The sequence below is a fragment of the Persephonella marina EX-H1 genome (genome assembly GCF_000021565.1).
Classification (GTDB): Bacteria; Aquificota; Aquificia; order Aquificales; family Hydrogenothermaceae; genus Persephonella; species Persephonella marina.
Window position 1 is genome coordinate 671229 of the sequence record NC_012440.1, and the last position, 23976, is coordinate 695204.

Sequence of the window (23976 nt, forward strand, 5' to 3'; positions counted from 1 at the left end):
CTATCTTCCTTCTTCTTTCATCCATTTTGTTATAAGTTCTGCTATAAGTTCTGGGTTTTCCTGTGCAAGATCAACAAGTTTTCTGTATATAGGTTCCCTCTCAAGCTGGAACTCTTCCATCTCCTTTTCATGTATGGCATAGGCTGCAGCTGCCTCTGGAGATATTCCAGGTGGAACAGCTTCCGGTACTTTTTTCTTTCCCTTCAGGACTTTTACAAGAATGATCGCAGCAACTGCGAGAACGGCAAGTCCAAGTATTCCTATAGCAACGAGAAGTATTATATCCTCAATCTTTCTCTCTTCAGCAACAGCAACTTCAGGTTTTGCCTCAAAAGGAACGCTTACAACGGTTACCTGATCCCCTCTTTTTGGATCGTATCCTATAGCACTCTTTACAAGTGATTCGTATACCTTAAGCTCCTCTTCTGATCTTGGTATGAACCTGTATTTTTCATTACCCTCTTCATCTTTGACCTTCTCATACTTTCCATCTATAAGAACACCTACACTTATCTTTTTTATGTTGAATATAGGCTTCTGTGTGTTTACAAGGGATTTTGTTACGTTATAGTTCTTTGTTGTGTCTTTCCTCTCTTTCTGTTTGATAATACTTCCCTGTCCTGTCTCGTCTATAACAGGTGGAACATTTGTAGGTGTTCCAGGTGGTAGAGCTTCCTGCTGTTTAAACTCCTTTTCTTTTTCCTGTATCTTCCTTTCACTTACAACAGCTGTTCTGTCAGGATCGTATATCTCATCCTGCTGTTGAAGTTTTCCTGTTTCTATCTCAACTGTAGCTCTAACAACAACCTTTCCCTCACCTAAGGCTCTTGAGAGCATTGTCTGGACATTTTTCTCAATCTGTCTCTCAAGTTTCCTTTTTATCTCAACATTTTTGTCTGAGACTGCTGTTACCGTGTCTTCCTCAAGTATATCTGAAAGAACTCTCCCCCTGTTATCAACAACGGTCACATTTTCAGGCTTAAGTTTTGGAACAGCATGTGAAACGAGAAATACAACAGCCTTAACCTGTTCTTTTGTGAGATCCTTCCCCGGCCAGAGTTTCAGTATTATGGATGCTTTAGGTTCATCCTCTTCCCTTACGAATATGCTCTCCTTTGGAAGGGCTATATTTACCTTGGCGTCCCTCACTGGGTCAAGCTGTCTTATCGTTCTTGATAGCTCACCTTCTAGGGCTCTCAGATAGTTAACATTTTCCTGAAACTGTGTTATTCCCATCTTTGGTTCTTCAAAAATCTCAAATCCTACGGTCTTTCCTGATGGAAGTCCTTTGGCAGCGAGTTTCAGTCTTATCTCATGGACTTTATTTCTTGGAACAAGTATTATGCTTCCATCTCCCTCAACTTTGTACGGTATGTTTTCCTCCTGAAGAACAGATAGAATACTTCCTGCGTCATCAGGGTTTAGATGTGTGTATAAAACACCATACTCTTCCTTTGTTACCGTTTTGAAGGCTATAATCCCAAGGAATGTTATCAGGAGAAGTCCTGCAATTATTAATGCTATATTTCTTGGGTTTAGATTTTTTTTAATAAACTCTGAAGTTTTTTTAAGAATCTCGTTAAAATCCAAGTTTTCCTACCTCTACACCTGCATTCTCATTATTTCCTGATAGCTTTCCAGAGCTTTGTTTCTTATCTCAGTTATAAGTCTCAATGATATATCAGATTTTGCTATCTGGTACATAAGGTTTTCAAGGTTTTCAACCTCACCTGCAGCTATCTTTCTTTCAGCTTCTTTTGCAACCTTCAGATCGTAATTAACATCTGCCACAAACTCCTCTAAAACCTCACTGAAAGGTTTTACCTCCTTTTCATTCTTCTGTTTACTGACAAGTGATGTAAAATCATTTAGACCTTCAATTCTCATAACAGATCCCCCTGCTCCTTATTAGACTCTTATCAGCTCAAGAGATTTTAAAAGCATATCCTTATGTGTATTGAAAGCTGTCAGGTTTGCCTCGTATGTTCTTATAGCTGACATCATATCAACCATCTCCCTTAAAGGATCAACATTCGGGTATGCCACATAACCGTTCTGGTCAGCATCAGGATGTGAAGGGTCAAACTTTAGTTTGAATGGTGAAGGATCTTCTATAACCTCAGGTATTTTCACCTTGTAAACTGGTGTTTTTGTCTGGTTATCAAGTACAGCCTGAAAGACAGGAACCTTTCTTCTGTAAGGCTGTCCGTCCTCAGTTCTTGTTGAGTTTACATTTGCAAGATTACTTGATGTTATATCAATCCTTATTCTCTGTGCAGCCATCCCTGTTACTGAAACCTCAAGTCCTTTGAATATCATCTTACTCCCTCCGATTATCTACCAGTTATAGCATACTTAAGTTTTGCCATCTCTTTTTTCATTGATTCTAAAAGTGTTTTGTACATTATTGAGCTTTCTGCAAGTTTGGCCAGTTCTTCCTCCACATTAACCTGATTCTGATCGTAACCTGTAAGCTTTCCCTGTTCAACCAGTTTGATTGATGATCTTTCCTCAGGAAAAGGGTCTATATGTTTTGGGTCTGTTTTCTTTAGTTTTATCTGCTCTGTTAAAACCTTCTCAAAAACGAGATCCTTAGGCTTGTAAAAAGGAGTATCAGCATTCGCTATATTACTCTGTATAACCTTTGTCCTTTCTAAAAAGTATGATGCCTTCTCTTCAAGTCTATCTATATGGGAAAAAAGCTCACTCATCTTGAGACCTCCTTCATAAGGATGCTGTCCTCATATACATTTTTAGCCACTGAAGACCATGAGGTATCACATTTTTCTATCTTTTTCATATATTTTTCAGTTTCCTCTGATCCAGTTCTTACCATACTGATCAACAGCCAGCTGTTAATGTTGCAGTCATCTAACTTTTCGGATACAGGTAGGAGTATGTTTAACACATCACTGTATCTGTTTTCAGATATAGATCTGGTGATTATACGTGAGATATATTTTCTGAAGAAAGGGTCAGAATAGAATCTGTATAGATCATCCTTTATCTTTGATAGTGTTTTAATAGAACTGTCTAAATTCCCGGATCTAAAATAAAGTACGGCTTCTAAAAGTAAAGCCTCCTTATCATTTTTACAGGTATTTAGTATCTCTGAGCTTTTTCTGGTATCTCTGTCGAGCTCTATTATATTCTTTGTGTACAGTTTTGCGTAGTTACAGTTTCTGTTTTTCATCTTTGACAGGACTTCAAGAGATTTTTTAAACTTGTTCTCCTCAAAGTAAACCTTCGCAAGAGCAAGTCTTGAGATATCATCATTCCATTTCTTCAGTATCCATTCTGCAAGATCGATCCTGTCCTTTCTCATATTACATTTTTTCAGGTCTTCAACTATCTTTAATAGGACTTTTCTGTCAAATATGTTTTTGAAAAATCTTCTGTTTGTCCTGTAAAGCTCACAGATTTTATCCGGCGGCAGTTCCAATAATCCTTTATCCCAGAGCTTTCTGATATACTCCTTCTGCTCGTAAAGCATCCTCTCCGGATATATAAGGGAAAGCTCTTTAACAAGTTCTGAAAAAAGTGACTCGTTCTTCATATCAAAAACCATCTTCCCAAAGTTTCCTATGGCAAAATTTCCTATGTACGAATTTCTGTTTGACACAAGCATCCTGTAAACGAATCTTAAAGGTTTTTCAAAATCTTTATCCTTTTTCTTAAGTAGATATATCTTTTCCTTTATCCTTCTATCATCTTCCATACTTAAGATCTTGAGTTTTGCAACCTTTGCTTCCTGTGAATCGGGGTATTTCTCAACTATTGAGTAGTAATAATTAAAGGCCGTTATCTTATCTCCTTTTATGTTGAAGATATCTCCAAGTCTGAGAAGTGATCTTCTTATTATCTCCTCATCCTTTATCAGACTTATTATCCTTCTGAAAAGCTGTTTTGAGAACTCGTACTTTCTTATCCTGTATGTGTTTTCTGCAAATATGTAGTAGTAGTATGGATTTTCTATAAGGTAAGGCTCATACTCTTTGTAAACCTTTGAGAGGTATTCATATGCCTTCTCGTAATTACCTTTCTGGAACTCTAAAAGACCTTTTATAAACTCAAACTCTTTTTTCTCCTCATGTGAAAGCTCTTCAACATTCACAAAAACTATATACCTTGTCACAAGATCCATCTTGTGAGTCCATGCTGCTGTTCTCAGTATCGCTGCTATCGTTTTGAACTGCTGTTTCTTTGTCAATGCTCTGTAGAAAGCCAATTTATAAAGAGCAAGGGCCCTTTCATACATGTATAGATTCTCATATATATTTCCCTTTGTGTAATAAAAATCCCAGTTTTCAGAGTTTTTAGCCATATATGAGTATTTGTTTATATAGTTCAGAGCTTTTAAGATAAGTGATTTTTTTCCTGTCTTTCTCCCAAGTTCAAGATATATCTTTGCTGTTAGAAAAAGTGCGTCAGAGTAATGTATATTATCCCTGTGGGTTATAAGTTTTGTAAGAAGGTTGAGGGCTGAGTAGTAGGACTTCCTTCTGTACATCTGGATGGCTTCTCTATATATCTGTGAGGCCTCTTCTTCAGAAAGGCTTTTAAAAGGACTCTCCTGCTGGTTTAAAACAGTTTTTTCCTCTGCAAAGGAGGGAGATATTATTATTAAAAGAACCGTTAAGATCAGTTTAAACCCTGACATTTATTTCACTTCTACTGTAGTAGTTTTCTCCGGATTTTCTGTTCTCTAAATATGTTTTTTTATCCTTTGTTTTCAGTCTCAGATTAAACTGTTCAAAGCCTGACTCTTTAAGTATATCACCTATCTGGTTTTTAAGCTGTTCCAGGGATGCTGTTGTCTGGTTGTGGAATATAACTGTCATATTAAGAAAGTTTCTGTTGAGCTTTACGTTCATATTAAGATCTTCAAGTTTTATATTCATTGTAAAATGTCTGTTGAAGTTCTGGGTTTCGTTTTCTGGGATATTTTCGTCAAAACTGATGTAGGAAAAGCCCTCTTTATTCTCACCGTTACTGAAATTCTGATCGCTGTAAGAATGTTTACTTCCCCCTGATTCCTCTACATTGATGAAAAGATCCCTGTTGATGATTGTCTCAGTTTTTCTGTTTGTTTCAGGGTTTCTGTTCTCTTTTTGATTCAGAGTGATCTGCAGGTTGTCCTCAAGTCTGTCAGGTATCTCATTTTGATCGGGGAAGATCTTTGTATCTTTTTTTTCAGTCTGTATTTTTTCTTTTGTGGAGGTTTTGGAAAGTTTGATCTGGGCGTTTTGTACTTCATTTCTGGTCTTTTTGTTTGATATTTCTTCCCTGCTATGTGAATTTTTGCTGGAAATTATCTCTTCTGTTTTTTTGTGAGTGTTTATATTGAGTGTTTTACCGTTATCCGTCTTTGTATCTCTTTTAAATATAAAATACTGTTCACTGTTTTTGTTTTCCTGTACTTTTTTTCTGCTGTCTGTATTCAAAATCTCCTGACCGTTTTTTGATGTATAACCGGTTGATTTATAAAAATCAGTGTTTAGCTCAACATTTTTTTCTGTTTTCTGTGGTCTATTTTTTACTATCTCTTTCTCTGTTTTTGCTGTTTCAGGTTGGGGACTCACGTATTTCGCTCTTTTCTCCCCTGTTCTCTCCTGACTTTTCAAAGGATGACTTTCAGCTTTTTTTATAAAATTATCTGGAGATGGCTGAATAGCTGTTTGTTTAGTACCGGATTCTTTTTCTTTAACGATTTTTTCTTTTATATGGTTTTTTTCGTCGTTGTTCTTAATAATATAAAAATGTCTGTTTTCCTTTTTCTCGGTTAGATATGTATGAGGATCTTCTGTTTTGACACTGTAATTTTTCTGCTGGTTGTATACACTCTTTACTTTTTCTTTTCCAATGGGGATCTCGATCTCAGATTTATCGTTCTTTGTCTGTTTTTTTTCGATCTGAAGATTCTTTTCAGTTGATTCCTGTAGAAAACTGTAATATTTTTTCGCTTTAGCTATTTCCTGCTCTGGTTCTTTTTTAGAAAGTTCTTCAGGATGGATGTTTAAATCCTGTCTGTGTTCATCAGATTTTAAACTTTTATCTCTCTCTCTGTTTTTTTGGAAATAGACTACTTTAAAAAACAACGGTATATGACTGTTCTCAACTTTTGTGGCATATGCTTCAGTTTTTGGTTCTGGTTTTTTTTCTGACTTTTCTGTTTTCTTTGTTATCTCTGATGAATTTTTGATTTTTTTATCATTTTTTATCATTTTTTCGGTTGTTTTTAGAAGAACGGATATGAAATCAACAGAGTTTTTCTTTTTTTTATTTTTTCCTTGCTTTACTCCTTTTATCTGTGCTGGATTCTCAACAGCTATTTTCATATATCTACCATTTAATTTTTATTTAAATCTAAAATCTTTTTCGTAAGTTTGCAAAAATTGTTAATAACTGAATATACTCTTAAGTTTCCTCAGTGCTTCCGATTTTATCTGAGACACCCTTGAAACTGATATGTTAAGCTCGCTGGCAACTGTTTTAAAGTCAAGTTCTTCAAAGTAAAGCATCTGGAGGACTCTTTTTTCCTTTTCATTCAGCATATCTATAACTTTTATAAGTCTATCCTTGAGATCATCTTTTATGACTTCCTCTTCCGGTGTTTCTTTCTTAGATACAAGGGTGTCTATAAGTTTGAGACTTTCATCTTTTGTTGATAGGGCTTTTTCGATGCTTACCATTACAGCGGATGTTGAAAGGGGCATAGGTTCTTCTCTCTCGGCCTTTTCTTTTTTAATTCTGTCCCTTACAGTTCTTGGAACTATATCAAGACTTCTCAGATAATCAAGTATCTCTCCCCTTATCTTTATGTATGCGTAAGTTGAGAATTTTGCTTTGTCCTTGTCGTATCTATCTATAGCCTTCATAAGTCCGATGATCCATGTATTAACAAGGTCATCAAACTCTATATCCCCCTTAGGCAGTCTTGAGTATATCTTGCTTGCCACCTTTTTAACAAGGGAGAGATTTTCAAGAACTATCTGCTCTTTGTTTTTTTTATCTATACTGTCTCCCATCTATCAATCTCTTCTTAAAAGATTTACCACCTTTTCCCAGAATCTTGTTTTTTCAGGTGGAGGTGGTTCTCCAAGCTCAGATGATGCGATAACCTTTAACTCTCTAACAAAATCATCAGATGGGTATATCTCAGCAATAAGCTGTTTGTTCTTTACACTTTTTTTCATATTTTTAGTGTTCGGCAGAATGCCCAGCAGAGATAAATCTATCTCAAGGAACTTCTTTGCAGAGTTTTTTAGTTTCTCAAATGTATCAAAACCTTCATTCCTGTTTTTTACCATATTTACAACAATCCTGAACTCGGAGTAACCGAATATCTTTTTTACAGATTTTATAAGGGCGTAAGCGTCTATTATTGCTGTTGGTTCCGGTGTTGTTATAACATAGGTTTTTGATGATGCTTTTATGAATGATACTATCCTGTTATCTATACCTGCTCCTGTGTCTATTATTATGTAGTCGTAGTTTTTTGATATATCATCAAGTGACTGAACAAGCCTGAGAACAGAGCTTTCCTCAACCTCCTCAAGCATATCTATACCTGAAAAACCCGGTAGTATATCTATTCCTCTTGTTGTGAATATAACCTCCTCAACAGGAACACCTGAGATGATATCTTTTAATGTTTTTTTTGTATCAACATTTACAAGGATGTGTACATTTGCCATTCCCATATCCGCATCTACTAAGAGAACCTTTTTGTTGTAAACGTTTGACAGGACGTAGGCAAAATTGACAGCAAAGTTTGTTTTGCCTACACCGCCTTTTCCGCTTGCCACCGTGATAAACTTTGTGTTTGATATATTTTCCTTACTGCCTACAAGCTTGATAAGCTCTTTAGCCTGTTCCCCAACTTCCATAACTACCCCTTTAATCGCCAAGTATGTAAGATGTAATATTCTCAGGTTTTAATATCTTTATATCTTCCGGAACCCTCTGGCCTGTGCTTATGTAGGAAACAGGTATCTTTGTTTCAACAGGAAGATTTAAGAGAAGACCTGGTTTTGATGTCTCATCTATCTTTGTAAATAGTAGGCTGTCTATATCAAAGAATGATGAGTATCTGTTTACAACCTCAAATGCATCCTCATTCTTGAAATTACAGCTTACAGTCAGGACTATATGCATATTCTCGCTCAGATCTCCAAGTATCTCCTTTATCTCACCAAGCCTCCAGTAGTCGTAATGGCTTCTTCCTACTGTATCTATAAGGATGAAATCGTAGTTCTCAAGCTCCGATACAGTTGATTTCAGTTTCTTTGATTCAGATGCTGAGTAGAATGGGATATTAAGTATGTTTGCATAAATTCTCGCCTGCTGTGTTGCACCTACCTTGAATGTGTCTGTACTAATAACGGCGACCTTCATCTTCTGGTTTATAACGAAATGGGATGCTATCTTGAAAAGGTTTGTTGTTTTCCCCACACCTGTAGGACCAACAAATGTTAGTATCTTTAGTCCTTCTTTTTCCTGATCAAAAGGTCCTGTGAATTTTATATACTTTCTTATCCCTTTTATTAGAGCTTCTTTTGATGTTAATGTGTTTAGATCCCATCTGTTTGTGTCAATATCAAGACCACACCCTTCCTTAACAAGCTTCTTCGCTACGTCTGGAAGAACATCCCTGTTTAGAAGCTGGTTTATAAGCTCTAAAGCCTCACCTGTAAACTCGCTGAACTGTTCAGATACTAACTGCTGACTTTTTTCTGGATTCTGTATTACAGGGCTTGGGCTGTTTACCTTAGGTAATGTCTGCTGTATCTTTTTATCTATTATCTCTTCTATCTTCTCAAAGATATCTTCAAACTGGACAACGGGCTCTTCAATCTCAGGCATCTCAACAAACAGCTTGTATCTTTTTTTACTCCCGAATAGAAACCATCTTCTCTCTGTTATTGTCTCATAATGAACTATCTTTATATCCTCTCCAAGCTCCTCTTTTGCTTTCTGGATAAGCTCTTCAAGATTGTAACCCTCGTAAATTTTAATCTCCATGGACTTCTACCATTCCAAGAACGTTTAGTTTAATTTTCGGATCAATCTCATTATAAGATAAAACGGCAAAGTTTGGTATGTAAGGCTCTATGATCTTTCTCACATACCTTCTAACAGCAGGTGATGTCAGAAGAACAGGTGTCGCCTGATTTAAAACGAACTGTTCCATATGCTTTGAGAGTTCGCCTATAAGCTTCTGAACGAATGTTGGATCAAAAGGTGGAAGTGCACCTTCATTCTCCTTAACCTTATCAAGTATAAACCTTTCCGTTGATGGTCCAAGTGTAACTGCAAAGATCTCACCATTCTTTGCATATATTGATGATATCATCCTTGATAATGACTGTCTCACAAACTCTGTAAGTATCTCTGGATCGTTTGTTTTTATTATGTTGTCAGAAAGTGTCTCAATGATAGTCAGAAGGTCTTTAATAGGTATTCCCTCTCTCAGAAGGTTCTGTAAAACCCTGTGAAGTATGTTAAGTGGGACCTGCTCAGGAACAATATCCTTAACAATGGGGTATTTGCTGGATAGGTTGTCAACAAGCTCTTTTGTCTCGTTTCTTCCAAGTATCTCATGTGCGTATTTTTTGAGTATCTCAGAGAGGTGAGTCACTATCACTGTAGGAATATCAACAACTGTGTAACCGAGCATCTTTGCCTTATCTTTCTGTTCCTCATCAATCCAGTAAGCATCAAGACCAAATGCTGGCTCTTTTGTTTTAACACCTTCTATCTTACCTTTTGTTGATCCTGTATCTATAGCCAGTAATTTGTCAGGTATTATCTCACCTTTAGCTACCTCTATATCCCTTATGAGAATTCTGTACTCTCCAGGTTTGAGCTCCAGATTATCCTTTATATGAATTAATGGGATTATAAGACCAAGCTCCTTTGAGAGCTGTTTTCTCAGAGATCTTATCCTTTTAACAACCTCACCGTTCTGTGATTCATCAACGTATGGAATGAGGGCATAACCTATCTCAAATGTTATTGTTTCGGGCTGTGGTATAAGCTCTTCAGGTTTTTCCTCCTTCTCAGGTGCAGAGAGAAGCTCTTTAGCCTTCTCTTCAGCCTCTTTTTTCTCCCTCTCTTTTATAAGGCTTGATATCATGTATGCTGTAAGTCCAAGTAGTGCTGATAGAAGCATAAACGGGAGAAAGGGCATTCCCGGAACGATACCCATCAGGAATATAAAACCTGACGCCATGTATAGAGCTTTGGGGAATGTGGTTAGCTGTGTAAAAACCTCCTTACCGAGATTCTCCTCAGATACAGCTCTCGTTACCATTAGACCTGCCGCTGTGGATGTTATCAGAGATGGTATCTGACTTACAAGACCATCACCTACAGTAAGAAGTGTGAAGTTTACAAGGGCTGTCTGAACGTCCATCCCATGCTGGAGAATCCCTATAGCGAGACCACCTAATATATTTACTATTGTTATTATTATCCCTGCTATAGCATCCCCTCTTATAAACTTACTCGCACCGTCCATTGCTCCGTAAAAGTCAGACTCTTTCGCAAGCTCCTGTCTTCTCCTCTGGGCTTCCTTCTCATCTATGAGACCTGCGTTAAGATCAGCATCTATGCTCATCTGTTTACCTGGTAATGCATCAAGTGTGAATCTTGCAGCAACCTCAGAGATCCTTTCTGTACCTTTTGTTATGACGATATAGTTTATCGTCACAAGTATAAGAAATACGATAAAACCTACAATATAATTCCCTCCAACAACAAACTGTCCGAAAGCCTGTATAACATGACCGGCAGCATCAGGACCTTCATGTCCGTGAAGTAGAATTCTCCTCGTTGTTGCAACGTTAAGTGATAGTCTGAAAAGTGTTGCTATAAGCAGAAGTGATGGGAATGATGAAAGCTGAAGAGGGCTTTTAACATAAAGTGTTGACATTAAAAGAACGATAGAAAATGTGATACTCCCTGTAAGAAGTATATCAAGAAGGAATGGTGGAACAGGGAGAACCATTGATGAGAGTATTATTATTATAAGAATAACAACGATAGCGTCAGAATACTGGTTTACTTTATTGAAGAAGGCATTTAAGGTCTCACCCATCTATTCCTCAGTTGAGTATTTTTCGTAACTTTTTATAGCTTCAAGTATATAAGATTTTATACCAAGCTGATCAGATGAAGCGACAGCTTCAGATATCTGCATATCAAACATATCAAGATACATCTTTGATGAGAATGATGAGAAGAGACCTTCAGGAATGGATTTTCTGAACTCCTTCATCAGCATTCTTACAAATATAGCCTCAAACTCCTTGGCTATCTCTTCTTTACTTTTTATCTGTGATATATCCTTAATATCCCAGTACGGTCTTATCTTTATCTCTTCCATAGCTCTACCTTACATAATTATTATCTTTGCGTGTAGTTTTCCCGCATTTTTTATAGCCTGAATTATGGCTATAAGATCCCTTGGGGACACACCAAGGTCGTTTAAAGCCTGAACAAGATCCTTAAGTGAAGGGCTCTGTATGGAGAATATCCTCCCTTCTTCCTCTACAACTGTTGTCTCAACCTTCTCAGCAGTTACAGTCTCACCACCTGATAGTGGAGGCGGCTGTGATACTACAGGTGTTTTAAGAACGGATACGTATATATTCCCGTGAGAGACGTATATAGGTGTGTCTATCTTTATATCCCCGCTCATTATAACAGTTCCTGTTCTCTCGTATATAACAACTGTTGGTTCATTATCAGACTCTATCTCAAGGTTCATTATCTGTGATGTGAACTCGACAGGATCTATCCCTTCAGGGAATTTTACCTTTACTGTTGTTGCATCTATAGCTTTCGCAAGCTGTTTTCCAAAATGTCTGTTTATAGCGTTCTGTATCTTTGTTGCCTTTGTAAAGTCAGGAATCTTTAATGTTAATGTTAGATCCTTCATACTTTCAAAGCTGAAGGGAAGATCCCTTTCAATTATTCCACCGTTTAGAACAACACCTGTTGTTGGGAAGTTCTTTGTAACCCTTCCCCCTTTGTTTGATTCTGAAAAACCTCCTCCAAGCGATACAGGTCCCTGTGCAAAAGCGTATATCTTTCCATCAGGACCCATAAGAGGTGTTCTTATAAGAACACCATTTTCAAGGCTTTTTGCATCACCAAGTGAGGAGACTGTAACATCAAATCTCATACCGTTTTTTGCAAATGGTGGCATTGATGCTGTAACAATAACAGCAGCGGCATTTTTAGTTCTTACCTGTCTTGGATCAACATATATTCCCATCTTTTTAAGCATGTTTGCTATACTTATAAGTGTAAATCTGCTCGTTGTTCCATCTCCAGTTCCTTTCAGCCCAACAACTATACCGTATCCTGTAAGGTAGTTCTGTCTAACACCAACAACCTCAACCTCGTTTCCTATCTTAACCCTGTTTACCGCAAATGCTATATCTACAATCAAAAGCAGGATGATAAGTGATCTCAGCATCTTACACCCCTAAAAAGGCCAGATTTTAACGAGAAATCTTGAGAGCCATCCAGGTTTCTGGTTGTCTGCTATAAACCCTTTACCGTTGTACTCAACGTACATATCGGATATTCTGTCTGAAAGAACAGAGTTGTCCTGCTCAATGTATGTTGGCTTTACAATACCTGATATCTTAAGTATCTGTTCATCCTCATTTATCTTCACTATCTTCTTTCCCACTATAAAAAGATTCCCGTTTGGGTAAACCTTAACAACCCTTGCTGATATTGTGGCTATAAGTTTAGCCTTCCTGTCAGTCTTTCCTGTTCCTTTAAAGTTGTTTTTTGATCCCGCTTTAAGACCTGCTATAGGTGATTTATTGGGAGTCTGCTTTCCCATTATTGTTGGTGATGGAAAATCAAGATCAACACTACTGTCCCTGCTTCCTGAGCTGTTTGCTGATCCTGATCCAGATATATTCTCCACAACCTTTATTGTTATTATATCTCCAACCTGGTATGCCTTATCGTCTGAAAAAAGATTTCCGTATCCTGTGTAAAGTGATCCGGCAGGTGGTTTTACCTGATCTTCAATGATCTCCGGAGGCTGTGGATTGAACGGTTTAAAAACTTCCTTCTCCTTCTGGGCACATGAAAATAAGAGTATAAAAGCTAAGGCTGCTGTCCACCTGTATATAAAACTGTATCTTTTCCAATAACCTTGCATATTAACACTTTCCCTGAAGATATATTTTTAACCTTTATAAGATCTCCTAACTTTCCATTTTCAAGGGCAACTCCCTGTATCTCTATTCTTATACTGTTTCGGCTGTATATAACTTTAACATAATCCTTCCTTTTCACCTTGTAGTCCGGTATAACCATTCTTTCAGTGATAACATCATTTTCAGATATATCAATCTTTGCTGTTGATCCCACTATATCTTTTATATCTGTGAAGGGCTTTCTCACATTTTTATCCGTTTTTATAAACCTGATATCTTCCTCTGTTATAATCTCTCCTTTTTTTATATACCTCTTGGCTGCTATAACCCTTCTCAGCTTCCTGTACTTTACAGATATCCTCAGCTTTTTTAGCTCAACGCCGTCTTTAAAAACTCTGTAGCTCAGGTATATGTATGATCCTGTTGAGTTTATCTCCCTGATCTCCCTCTCCAGTTTTCCATCAGTCTCTATACTGAATTTTGGTATGTTTATACTTACGATCTTAAGATCTCTGTATCTACTTTTTATAAATGATCTTATCTCATCCTCTACAGATCTCTGTGTTATCCTGTGGATTTTCTTTCTGAGTAATGTGTTGTCAGCTCCTGTGAACACAATCCTTGAGAGATCTATATAGTTATTCTTAAGGACATTTTTTATAAAATCCCTTGAGATCTTTTCCTTTCTCTTCTTTAACTTGTGTATCTTTATACCTGAGAGAAACTCTTCAAACTTCCTGTTGTCTGACTTTATATCTGCTATATCTGAGAGGTATACTGTATCCCTCTCTAACTCAACCTCTTTTTTGAGTCTTATCTCCGTTTTACTTAATGCTGGAAGGGATATAAGTATTATGAGAAAGATACTAACTTTTAAGCGTTCCAACAGTTCTGAGCATCTCATCAGCTGTTATGATACCTTTTGAGTTTATCTCGTAGGCTCTCTGGGCAACTATAAGATTTACCATCTCCTCAACTATATTCACATTTGAAGCCTCTAAAAATCCCTGTGCAAGCTTACCAAAGCCATCTGTGTTAGGATCTCCCTCAATAGGTTCACCTGAAGCTTCAGTGTACTTAAAAAGGTTCTCACCTATAGCTTTAAGTCCTGCAGGGTTTATAAACTTGTAAAGTTTTATATCTGTAAGCTCCTCTGTTGTCTGCTGACCTCCTTCATTTCTCACAACATAAACCTTACCGTTTGGACTAATTGATATGCTTACAAGTGTTTCAGGTGCTGATATCTGTATATTTGGTGATAGTCTGTATCCGTTTGGTGTCACTATATAACCTTCGTTATCTATCTGGAAGTTTCCTGCCCTTGTGTAAGCCTCTCCACCTCCTGGAAGTTCTATCTTGAAAAATCCATCTCCCTGTATAGCTATATCAAGAGGTTTGTCTGTCTTTATAAGGCTTCCCTGTGTGAATATCTTGCTAACATCTGAAAGTTTAACACCGAGACCTATCTGTATTCCTGACGGAACCCTCGTCTCGTTTGAGCTCATAACACCTGGATCTTTTATATCCTGATAGATAAGATCCTCAAAGTTTGCCCTGCTTCTTTTGAAGCCTACAGTATTAACATTGGCTATATTGTTTGATATTACATCAAGGTTTGTCTGCTGTGCTCCCATTCCTGAAGCTGATGTCCATAAAGCTCTTATCATCTTATCCTCTCCTTATTAGGCTTTTCCTATCTCATTACTTTTTTGTTCCATCGCATCAAGGCTTCTCATAAGATTTCCATAAATCTCAAATCTTCTCTGTGCATTTATAAGTTCTATCATAGCCTCAATGCCGTTTGTGTTTGACTGCTCTAAAAATCCCTGTTTCAGGGAGTAATCGGCAGGTACCTCCTGACCTTCACCCTGATAGTAAGAATGTCCTATATGTCTTATATTCTCGTAATTAACGATATTTATCCGGGCTACCTTTTTACCTTTCTGGAATATCTCACCATTCTGGTTTACTGTTATACCTGAGCTTTCCTCCAGTTTTATCCTTTTCCCTTCTCTGTCTAAAAGGTAGTTCCCGTTAGGATCAACTATATACCCATCACTGTTTAAAAGAAAATGTCCGCTTCTCGTTAGAAAAACGCCCTGTCCTGTTTCAATGGTGAAAAATCCAGATCCAAATATGGCTATATCAAGTGGGTTGTCAGTCTTTTTTAAGGCACCCTGTGACAGTATAACAGGTGTGTCCTGAAATCTTGGAAATACAAAGAGATGCTTTTTGTTTCCTTTATTTTCAGGGATTGTCTGGCTCATCTCCCTCATTAAAAGTTTTTTAAATCCCGGGGTGTTAACATTCGCAAGATTGTTTGATGTTGTATCAAGCTGTTCTATAGCCCTTGCCCCGCCTGATGCTAAGATGTATATAGGTTGGAAGTTTATAGCCATTTTTACTACCGTTCAGAGATTTTAGATACTTTTCGGTCTGTGTTTTTTTTACTTTATTCCTGCTCTTCTGTGAGAAGTTTCATCCTTTCCTGAACTGTTATTATACTTGTTATTTTTATACCGAAATGATCCTCAACTGTGTAAAGCTCGCCTTTTGCTATAAGCTTTCCGTTAACCTTAAGATCAACAGGCTGGTTTATAAATTTGTCAAGCTCAACAATATTGTTCGGGTTTAGCTTAAGTATCTCCTCAAGTGGAAGGTGTGTACTTCCTATCTCAACAGATACCTCAAGGGGTATATCCATTAAGAGATCTAACTTTTCCTGCTCAAGTCCTGCAGGCTTTTCAAACCTTTCAACCGGTTTTTCTTCTGGCTTCTCCTCTTTTTTCTCTGCCATCTGTTCCCATTCTTTTGCAAGGGCCTCCTGGTCTACCTCTTCCTCTTTTTCCTCCTCAGACTCCTCAGCCATCTTGGCCCACTCTTCAGCAAGCTTTTCCTGATCTACCTCTTCTTCCTCTTCTTCCTTCTTCTCAGACTCTGCCATCTTAGCCCATTCTTCGGCGAGGGCTTCCTGATCTATCTCTTCCTCTTTTTCTTCCTGCTCTTTCTTTTCTTCTTCACTCATTTTCTGACTCCTTTTCCTCCTCGTAAACTGGTTCTACGATCATTGCAGCATATTTATTGTTTACCTTACCAAGTTTTACATTAAATTTGTGTCTGTCCTCAACATATAACCTGAATATATCATCCTTTGTTACACCAAGATCTAACTCCGATCCTTCCTTCCAGCTGAGTATATCCCTTATCTTAAACTGTAACTTTGCTATCTCCATAGTAAGCTTAAGGTTCAGCTTTCTTATCTTCTCATCCAGATTCTTTTTCCATATAGGATCTTCAGACACAGAAACCTGTGTGTAAATGATCTCTTTTATAGGCAGGAACATACTTTGAGGGAAACAGAAGTAAAATGGTGCCTCATAACCATCTATATCCATTCTACACTCAACAACAACAACCTTCTCATTTGGGGAGACTATCTTTGCAAGGTTTGGGTTTAACTCAATTGATCTCAGCTCAATAACAACAGGGTATATACTGTTCCAGACAGACTCAAAAGATTTAAGAGCTGAGTTTACAAGATCCTCAACGATCTTTGTCTCTAACTTTGTGAACTCCCTTCCCTCTACCTTGAATGGTTTTGCCGGTCCTCCAAAGAGGACACTTATTATTGTAAAAACAAGTCTTGAGTCTATTATTAAAAGGGCGTTTTCCTTTAGAGGTCTTATTGTGAATATGTTGTAACTTGATGGGAGAGGGATTTTCAGCATAAATGTGTTAAATCTTGTTATGTATATATTCTCCCTCCATACCATATTTATCCTTGGAGTTATCTTACGTACATCATCCCTGTATATCTTTATCCATCTTTCAAATATCATCTCAAGACCGGGAAGACCGCCTTTTTTAATATGTTCAACCTCAGAAAAATCAAAAGGGGCTATGTCAGACTTTACCTCTTCCTTTTTCTCCTCTTCACCACCACCTAATAAAGCATCTATCTCTTCCTGGGAGAGAAACTCGTCCGACAAGATAAAGCCTCCTAGATAAGTTCTTCACCGGCCCCGTACTCAATAACCCCTTTCTCTATAAGACCTTTTATGGTTGCTATTATCTTCTTCCTTGCCTTCTCAACTTCTGATTTCTTAATAGGTCCTAAAACTTCCATATCTTCCATAAACATCTGTGCAGCTCTTTTTGACATATTTGAAAGGAATTTGTCCATTATCTCCTGAGGTGCTCCTTTCAGTGCAACAAGCAGATCGTTCTTATCAACAACTTTAAGTATCTCTATTATCGCCCTGTTGTCCAGTTTAACAATGTCCTCAAACTTGAACATCTTCTCTTCTATAGTTTCGGCAAGTGTTGGATTTTCTTTTCTTATTTCGTCTAATATCTCCTGACCGAGCTCCTTAGGAAGAACGTTAACTATCTCAGCTGCAATATCAACACCACTCAGTGTCTCCTCCTTTCCTGCGCCTACCGTTAAAAGCTCTTCCTCTATTGTGTCTGCAACAACCTTTATCATATCGCTTGATATCTTCTCAATGGCAGCTATCCTTTTTATAACCTCTTCCTGTATGTTTGTTACACCAACCCTTTTTGGAAGGTACTGTATAATATCTGCAGCTTTTACAGGGTTTAACTGGGAGAGTATAAGGGCTATTACCTGTGGATGCTCATTCTGTATTATACTTGCAACAAATTTAGGGTCCATCTTCTCAAGTTCCCTGAATATAGCCTTCCCTTCCTCAACGGTAAGTGTTTCTGCGAGTAGTTTTTCAAGTTTATCAGGGGGTAAGGCCCTTTCAAGTATCTTCTTGAGGTTATCGGGTGCTATCTTTAGGGGAGTTGCCTCCCTTAAAAGCTCATAGGCTTCTTCAAGGATGGATTTTGCGACCTCTTTTGATGGTGTCTCTATGCTGAGTATCTGTTTGACTATCTTTTCTATCTCGTGTTCTTTCAGGTGTTTGAATATATTTACCGTTGCTTCTTCAGGTAGAAGAGAGAGAAGAATTGCTGCCTTTTCCGTACCTTTAAGATCTTTTTCCTTTTTATCCTGTGGCAATTTATTGTCCTTCTAAAATTAATTTTTCAGCAACCTTAATATAACCGTTCATAACAAAGTTTATAAGATTAATATTTGTTTTTGTTATCTCAGCTCTAATAATATGGTAACCGTATTCCTCTTTTATATCCACAACATTTATATCAAATTTAACATCTTCCTCCAAACTTTCAACTGTACATATCTCACATCTTTTTAATGTGCTGTGTAACTTGGTCAGAATTTTTAATCCAAGTCTGCTTATCTCTATGATACAGGCATCCTCGGTTATATGTTTTCCATCCTTTTTTATCAAATACTTACCCAGATCCTCGCAACAGAAGCTAAATCTGTGAAATCTTCTTTTTTCCTTATACAGGGATTCTCCATCCAGTTTTATCACATAACTGTCATCTTTGCTATCCACTATTGATCCTTTTATTACAAAAACAGAACTTACTTTCTTAATGTATATTTTAATTTCTTTAATGTAGGGTAAAATCCTGTTTATCTGGTAAGGATTCAGATTTTTTACTGTTATTGTATCATTCTCTATCCTTTCAACCTCAAAACTGAATAGGCTTTTGAAATCTATCTTTATCCTTCTTTTCTCACACTTCCTGACGATCTCAAACTCTCCAAGGTATCTTTTACCTTCAATAAAATCAAACATTTTTACCACCTTGAAGATTTTTTTCCAGTTCTGTTAGATCCTGCATAAATCTGTTTATGAGCTCTTTTGTTACTTTCAGGCTTTCATCGTTCTTATCACCTTCTACAAACTCTTTTACCGTTATTTCTATCTGATTTACCGTGTCAGTGATATTTTTATACAGAACCAGCAGCTGGGGATTTTTGTTTACTATCTTTTTAAGATCTTCATTTAGCCATTTATAGAATGTGCTTTCTTTTATAGGATAAAACTTTTTATCCTCAAACATAAAAGGTATCTTTGATATCCACTCAGAGATAAGGAATCTTCCCCTTTCAACTACAGCGATATCACCAATATTAAATCTTGATATCTCATTCTCCACATTATTGATAACATTTTTTGTGTTGTAAATACTTTTTTCAAGTTCTCTGAACACTGAGCTGAAGCTTTCAATACTTTTGTTCATCTCAAGTACGTGTTTCTTCACTATATTAACCGCCTCTTCCTGCTCTCCTATAAGTGTGGATATCTCTTCAGACAGGCCTGCTACAGTTCTTATCTGATTCTTTATTGTGTTTATACTTTCACTTGATTCTGACATGGATTTCCTCACCCTGAGAGCCTCATCTGACTTTTCTTCCAGGAAGTAGGCCAGAGAGACCATGGATTTAGATATACTTTTTATTATTCCCTCTATCTCCTCAGTTGACTGCATGGCTCTGATCGCTAAAGATCTCACCTCATCAGCAACAACGGCAAAACCTTTTCCATGTTCACCTGCTCTTGCTGCTTCTATAGCGGCGTTTAAAGCTAACAGGTCTATCTGGTCTGCTATATACTTTATTGTTTCAACAACATCCTGAATTTTTGATGACTGTTCTCTGAGTGTATCTATATTTTCACGTAGGGATATAACCTCATCGGCAAGTTTCTGAACTTCTTCAATAGAGGAAACTATCCTATCTGATCCTGTAACAGCTTTCTCCTCAACATCCTTAACCGTATTGTAAACATTTTTTATATGGTTGCTTACATTGTCAATTGAGACGGAAAGTATCTCTAACGACATCCCTAGATCAAGTGATCTTCTGTACATCTTGTTATTTTTATCTTTTGTTTCAGTAAGATCAGTTATAAGAAGTGATGTATCTTTTGATATGTTCCCTGAAAGTACGATAATGTCCTTGAATGTATCTCTTATCCAGGTTATAAATTTATCAAACTTCTCCCCTAACTTCCCAAGTTCGTCCTTACTGTGTAATGATAGTTTTTTATTCAGGTCACCTTTCTGTATCTGATCCATAATAGTGATCATCTTGTTTATGGGACGAACCACAGCTCTGTATGTTGTAAATGATCCTATACCGATCACAATTAGACTGAAAAGGGGAATCAGGACGACAACGGTTGAGGCTGTTGACAGCAGGTTATCCTTTTCGTCTTCAAGTCTTTTTATCTCAGTTTTCAGTGAGCCTTCAATCCTTTTCAGAATTTTTCTGATCTTTTCTGTACTGTAACTGCTGTCTATCCTGTTAAGTTCAGAGTCTACCAGTTTTCTGATCCTTCTGCTGTCAAGTGTTCTTAAGCTGTTTTTAAGGTCAGATAAAAACTTTTTTCTATCTATATCTATACGAAACTCTGTTATTCTCTCAAATGTATTTATACTGTTCAGGTAACTTTTTGCTATATCAAGCTCTGTCTGTATCTTTCTGTACTCATTAATCTTTTTATGTACATATTCTGTCAGAAAAAATATTATTAAAACTTCTAAAACAAGAGAAACGATAAGTTTTGATTTTATACTCATCTTCAGATCTCACCACTGTAGCTTTTCTCTTTTGTTTTTACTGAAATGATCTTGTAAATCTTGATAAGGTAGTCTACGAGTTCTTTAGAAAGTCTTATCATCTCACTGACCTTTCTGTCAGCTTCTTCTATTTTTCCTTCGTTGAACAGTTTTACTGCTTCATTTCCTGCTGCGTGGAACTCTATATGGGCTTTCTCCATGTTTTTGAAAAGGTTTATCGCTTCGTCCCCGTACGTACTTATATCTTTAATACCTTCAGAGTAATACCATCTGCCGAGATCGCACTGTGTATGATCTACAAATGTGTATCCAACCTTGCCTTCTATAGCTCTAAATACATTCTGCATAAACTTACCGTGGTCAATAACTTTTGTGAGAATATTTACAGCATCTCCTTCTTTCAGTTTTGAGAGAAGATTCCACGCTTCCTCTCCGTTGTGGAACGTTCTTTCTGCAATCTCATCGATCTCTTCAGATATTGATACTATCTCATTAACAACATCCAGGAATGCGTTTGCATGTTCTGAAACCGTTTTTATAACCTGAGACTGTTCTTCCGTTGCAGCTGTCTGTCTTGCTATCATATCTGTTATCTTTTCCCCTTCCTCTTTTATCTTCTGGAATATGGATGTTATCTCTGTTGAGAACTCAACACCTTCTTTTACTATGTTTGTTGCTTTACTTACCTCTCTTTCTGTTTTTTCCATCTCATTAACGATACCCGATATTACATTTCTTATCTCGTTTGCACTCTTTGATGTTTTTTCTGCTAACTTTCTAACCTCATCAGCAACAACTGCAAACCCTCTTCCTACCTCACCAGCTCTTGCAGCCTCTATAGCAGCATTCAGAGCTAAAAGGTTTGTCTGTTCTGTGATCTCAAGGATAACATCAAGTATATGTTCAATACCGCTTATTCTCTTCTTAAGCTCCATTGTTGAATCTGAGAGCTGGTTCATAACCTGAACGGACTGTTTTATATTTGAGACGGATTTCTCTATAGACTGTGAACCTTTTTCAACAAGGTGATTTATCGTTTCCTGTGTATTCTGGACTTCCATTATTGAGCTTGCAAGATCAGAGACAGCCATACTTATCTGCTCAACCGAATTTACCATATCCTCAAGCTCTTCTTTGAAGGCTTTTATCTTTGATCTGAGTTTGAATGAACCACCGTTTGTCAGTGATGTCTCAAATATAACAGATGCTACTTCCGGAGATGCTTCAAAGAAAACTTTATCTATGTATCTGTCCGCTGTAACATCTCTCCATGAAGATGCGTAACCGGTAATATTACCTTCAGAATCTGTTACAACAAATCTGTTAGATTCTATAACAAAGTTTCCTATGTTTATGTCGGCGTTTTTCTTTACCTCACCCGGTTTCAGATTCTTTAAAAGCTGTTTTATCCTTTCCGGATTTTTGTGAAACTTGTGTATGGATATGCCTAAAGGGTTGTTCCAGTCTATGTTATAACCGAATGTTCTGTTAATCTCATCACCAAGCCTCTTTAATATCTCTCTTCCTTTCCTGTTTATATAAATAAGCTCGTTACCTTCATTCCCTTCTTTAAAATCAGTTGATGCTATGAATATCCCTTCTTCCTGAAGGTTGTCAAGTATCTCCCATCCCTCATGTGCTTTATCTTTCAGCTGTTTAAGCTGCTGCTGTATGCTGCTGACTTCCTGCTGCATCTTTCTGGCTATTTCGTCCTTTTTATTCAACTCCTCCTTCAGTTTTTCTATAGCTGATGTTTTATTTCTTAATTCCTCATCAAGCTGATCGATCTCGCTGTTTTTCATCTGTAAAGCTTCCTCAAGCTGTGCTATGTACTCATTCTTCTTTTCCAGCTCCTCTTTCAACTGATCCACTATTTTATAGACCTCTTTACAGCCAAATAGACCCATCCTTATAACCTCCTGCACTGATAAGTAAAAGTTATTTTTTTAATGCTGAGAATATCTTTTCAATCTTCTCTTTTAACACTTCTGCTGTGAAAGGTTTTACTATGTAGTTGTTTACACCTGCTTTTATGGCTAATAGAACATTTTCTTTTTTTGCCTCGGCTGTGACCATCAGAACAGGTAGATGTTTCAGATTTTCGTCTTTTCTGATCTCCTGGACAAGTTCAAGTCCTGTCATATTGGGCATATTCCAGTCTGTTATAACAAAATCATAATTCCCTGATCTTAATTTTTGCAGTGCAACCTTTCCATCTTCAGCCTCGTCTATATTTTTAAATCCCAGCTGGTCTAAAAGACCTTTTATTATCTTTCTCATTGTTGCCATATCATCAACAACAAGTATCTTTATATTTCTGTCAGGTAAAGCCATCTGTTTCCTCCTACTTTTTTATTGCGTATTTATGGACAAGCTTTAAAAGATCCGGTGCATCAAACTTGACAAGATGAGCATCGGCATTTACATACTTGGCTTTATCAACTGTTGCTTTATCACTTAAAGATGTGTTTATTATTACAGGAATTTTACTGAATTCTGGATGTTCTTTTATCTTCCTTGTAAAGGTGAGACCGTCCATTCCGGGCATCTCTATGTCTGAAACTATTAACTGGATATAATCTGTTATATCTTTACCTTCAGCTGATGCCTGTTCCAGATATTTGTTCAGTATATCAAGACCTTCCAGACCACTTTTTGCCTCAATAACTGTATGTCCATCTTTTTCAAGAATACCCCTTATTATCTTTCTGGCTACAGGACTGTCATCAAGTATAAGTATGTTGAAATGGCCGGTTCTCTCCACTTCCTCTTCAGATATATGCTCATCTATTCCGAATATTTTTATCATCCCAAGTTCATCAAGTATTCCTTCAAAATCAAGCAGTAAGAGAAGATTTCCATCCTCTATCTCTATCACTCCAACAATCTTTCCACCAAGTCTCTCTTCTATACTTGGGGGAGGCTTTCTTATGTCTGCCCACCTTATTCTTCTTATCCTTTTTGCCTCGTGTACTATAACACCAACTATCTCTCTCAGGAATTCCATAACGATAACGTACTTTCCTGCATTCTCAGGTTCTTTAATCTTCATCCATTTGGCGAGGTTGACTATAGGAACAACCTCCCCTCTTATCTTTGCTATACCTTCAACCTCAGGCGGTGATCCCGGGGATTTTACGATAGGATTTGGTTTTCTTATAACCTCTCTAACTTTAGCCACGTTAACCCCAAGTATCCATTCGTATATCTCACCGTTGTCTAACTCTTCAAACATTCTGAAATCAATGATTTCCAGTTCATTTGCACCTGTTTCCAGTATTTTTGGTAAAAAATCCTTTTTACTCATAAAATTCCTCCA

The 23976-nt window shown here is 37.2% G+C and carries 24 protein-coding genes; all 24 read right to left on the bottom strand.

Translation table 11 applies throughout. The features are described from left to right. Genes fliF through PERMA_RS03685 form a run of 24 tightly spaced genes read right to left on the bottom strand, consistent with a single transcriptional unit; the run spans window position 1 to window position 23964 of the window. A complete protein-coding gene (gene fliF, locus PERMA_RS03570) occupies window positions 1-1590 on the bottom strand; it encodes a flagellar basal-body MS-ring/collar protein FliF (RefSeq protein ID WP_012675781.1) in 1590 nt (529 codons plus the stop codon). 12 nt (window positions 1591-1602) lie between these two features. After that, complete coding sequence (gene fliE, locus PERMA_RS03575) at window positions 1603-1887, bottom strand: flagellar hook-basal body complex protein FliE (protein WP_012676878.1); 285 nt, start codon at window positions 1885-1887, stop codon at window positions 1603-1605. Between the two features lie 21 nt (window positions 1888-1908). After that, window positions 1909-2319, bottom strand: a complete 411-nt coding sequence (flgC, locus tag PERMA_RS03580; protein ID WP_012675747.1) for a flagellar basal body rod protein FlgC — start codon at window positions 2317-2319, stop codon at window positions 1909-1911. Window positions 2320-2333: 14 nt separating this feature from the next. After that, window positions 2334-2711, bottom strand: coding sequence for a flagellar basal body rod protein FlgB (gene flgB, locus PERMA_RS03585; RefSeq protein ID WP_012676498.1), 378 nt, complete (start codon window positions 2709-2711; stop codon window positions 2334-2336). After that, a complete protein-coding gene (locus PERMA_RS03590) occupies window positions 2708-4660 on the bottom strand; it encodes a tetratricopeptide repeat protein (RefSeq protein WP_012675318.1) in 1953 nt (650 codons plus the stop codon). Before PERMA_RS03590 ends, flgB begins: the two co-directional genes overlap by 4 nt. After that, window positions 4647-6338 (bottom strand): hypothetical protein, encoded by a 1692-nt coding sequence (locus PERMA_RS03595; protein WP_012675853.1) that lies wholly within the window; start codon window positions 6336-6338, stop codon window positions 4647-4649. The genes PERMA_RS03590 and PERMA_RS03595 overlap by 14 nt, the downstream gene beginning before the upstream one ends. 60 nt (window positions 6339-6398) lie before the next feature. Beyond that, window positions 6399-7028 (bottom strand): sigma-70 family RNA polymerase sigma factor, encoded by a 630-nt coding sequence (locus tag PERMA_RS03600; protein ID WP_012676949.1) that lies wholly within the window; start codon window positions 7026-7028, stop codon window positions 6399-6401. Window positions 7029-7031: 3 nt separating this feature from the next. Then, window positions 7032-7889, bottom strand: coding sequence for a MinD/ParA family protein (locus PERMA_RS03605; RefSeq protein WP_012675548.1), 858 nt, complete (start codon window positions 7887-7889; stop codon window positions 7032-7034). Window positions 7890-7899: 10 nt separating this feature from the next. Continuing rightward, window positions 7900-9024: a flagellar biosynthesis GTPase FlhF gene (gene flhF, locus PERMA_RS03610; protein WP_012676687.1), complete on the bottom strand. Its 1125-nt coding sequence runs from the start codon at window positions 9022-9024 to the stop codon at window positions 7900-7902. After that, window positions 9014-11101, bottom strand: coding sequence for a flagellar biosynthesis protein FlhA (gene flhA, locus PERMA_RS03615; protein WP_012675509.1), 2088 nt, complete (start codon window positions 11099-11101; stop codon window positions 9014-9016). The genes flhF and flhA overlap by 11 nt, the downstream gene beginning before the upstream one ends. Next, the gene (locus PERMA_RS03620) at window positions 11102-11389 is read right to left on the bottom strand and encodes a rod-binding protein (RefSeq protein ID WP_012676645.1); all 288 of its coding nucleotides are present in this window, start codon (window positions 11387-11389) and stop codon (window positions 11102-11104) included. 9 nt (window positions 11390-11398) lie between these two features. After that, window positions 11399-12487, bottom strand: coding sequence for a flagellar basal body P-ring protein FlgI (locus PERMA_RS03625; protein ID WP_012675213.1), 1089 nt, complete (start codon window positions 12485-12487; stop codon window positions 11399-11401). Window positions 12488-12496: 9 nt separating this feature from the next. Continuing rightward, window positions 12497-13192: a flagellar basal body L-ring protein FlgH gene (locus PERMA_RS03630; protein WP_041530876.1), complete on the bottom strand. Its 696-nt coding sequence runs from the start codon at window positions 13190-13192 to the stop codon at window positions 12497-12499. Beyond that, window positions 13138-14076 carry a flagellar basal body P-ring formation chaperone FlgA gene (flgA, locus tag PERMA_RS03635; protein WP_012675978.1) on the bottom strand — a complete coding sequence of 313 codons (939 nt, stop codon included), beginning with the start codon at window positions 14074-14076 and terminating at the stop codon, window positions 13138-13140. Before flgA ends, PERMA_RS03630 begins: the two co-directional genes overlap by 55 nt. Continuing rightward, entirely contained in the window at window positions 14057-14857 is an 801-nt protein-coding gene (flgG, locus tag PERMA_RS03640; RefSeq protein WP_012676335.1) for a flagellar basal-body rod protein FlgG, read from the bottom strand. Before flgG ends, flgA begins: the two co-directional genes overlap by 20 nt. Before the next feature lie 15 nt (window positions 14858-14872). Next, window positions 14873-15589, bottom strand: a complete 717-nt coding sequence (locus PERMA_RS03645) for a flagellar hook-basal body protein (RefSeq protein ID WP_012675693.1) — start codon at window positions 15587-15589, stop codon at window positions 14873-14875. A 53-nt stretch (window positions 15590-15642) separates the two neighbouring features. Then, on the bottom strand, window positions 15643-16215 hold the full coding sequence (fliN, locus tag PERMA_RS03650) for a flagellar motor switch protein FliN (protein ID WP_012676509.1): 573 nt from the start codon (window positions 16213-16215) through the stop codon (window positions 15643-15645). Continuing rightward, entirely contained in the window at window positions 16208-17179 is a 972-nt protein-coding gene (gene fliM / locus PERMA_RS03655; RefSeq protein ID WP_012676557.1) for a flagellar motor switch protein FliM, read from the bottom strand. Before fliM ends, fliN begins: the two co-directional genes overlap by 8 nt. Before the next feature lie 11 nt (window positions 17180-17190). Continuing rightward, window positions 17191-18216, bottom strand: a complete 1026-nt coding sequence (gene fliG, locus PERMA_RS03660; RefSeq protein ID WP_012676879.1) for a flagellar motor switch protein FliG — start codon at window positions 18214-18216, stop codon at window positions 17191-17193. A gap of 1 nt (window position 18217) precedes the next feature. Beyond that, window positions 18218-18868, bottom strand: coding sequence for a hypothetical protein (locus PERMA_RS03665; RefSeq protein ID WP_012675791.1), 651 nt, complete (start codon window positions 18866-18868; stop codon window positions 18218-18220). Then, on the bottom strand, window positions 18861-20657 hold the full coding sequence (locus PERMA_RS03670) for a methyl-accepting chemotaxis protein (RefSeq protein WP_015898953.1): 1797 nt from the start codon (window positions 20655-20657) through the stop codon (window positions 18861-18863). Before PERMA_RS03670 ends, PERMA_RS03665 begins: the two co-directional genes overlap by 8 nt. Before the next feature lie 2 nt (window positions 20658-20659). Further along, window positions 20660-22564 carry a methyl-accepting chemotaxis protein gene (locus PERMA_RS10480; RefSeq protein ID WP_012676720.1) on the bottom strand — a complete coding sequence of 635 codons (1905 nt, stop codon included), beginning with the start codon at window positions 22562-22564 and terminating at the stop codon, window positions 20660-20662. Between the two features lie 31 nt (window positions 22565-22595). After that, window positions 22596-22991 carry a chemotaxis response regulator CheY gene (locus PERMA_RS03680; protein ID WP_012676174.1) on the bottom strand — a complete coding sequence of 132 codons (396 nt, stop codon included), beginning with the start codon at window positions 22989-22991 and terminating at the stop codon, window positions 22596-22598. Window positions 22992-23001: 10 nt separating this feature from the next. Further along, window positions 23002-23964 carry a chemotaxis protein gene (locus PERMA_RS03685; RefSeq protein ID WP_012676046.1) on the bottom strand — a complete coding sequence of 321 codons (963 nt, stop codon included), beginning with the start codon at window positions 23962-23964 and terminating at the stop codon, window positions 23002-23004. Between the last annotated feature and the right edge of the window lie 12 nt (window positions 23965-23976).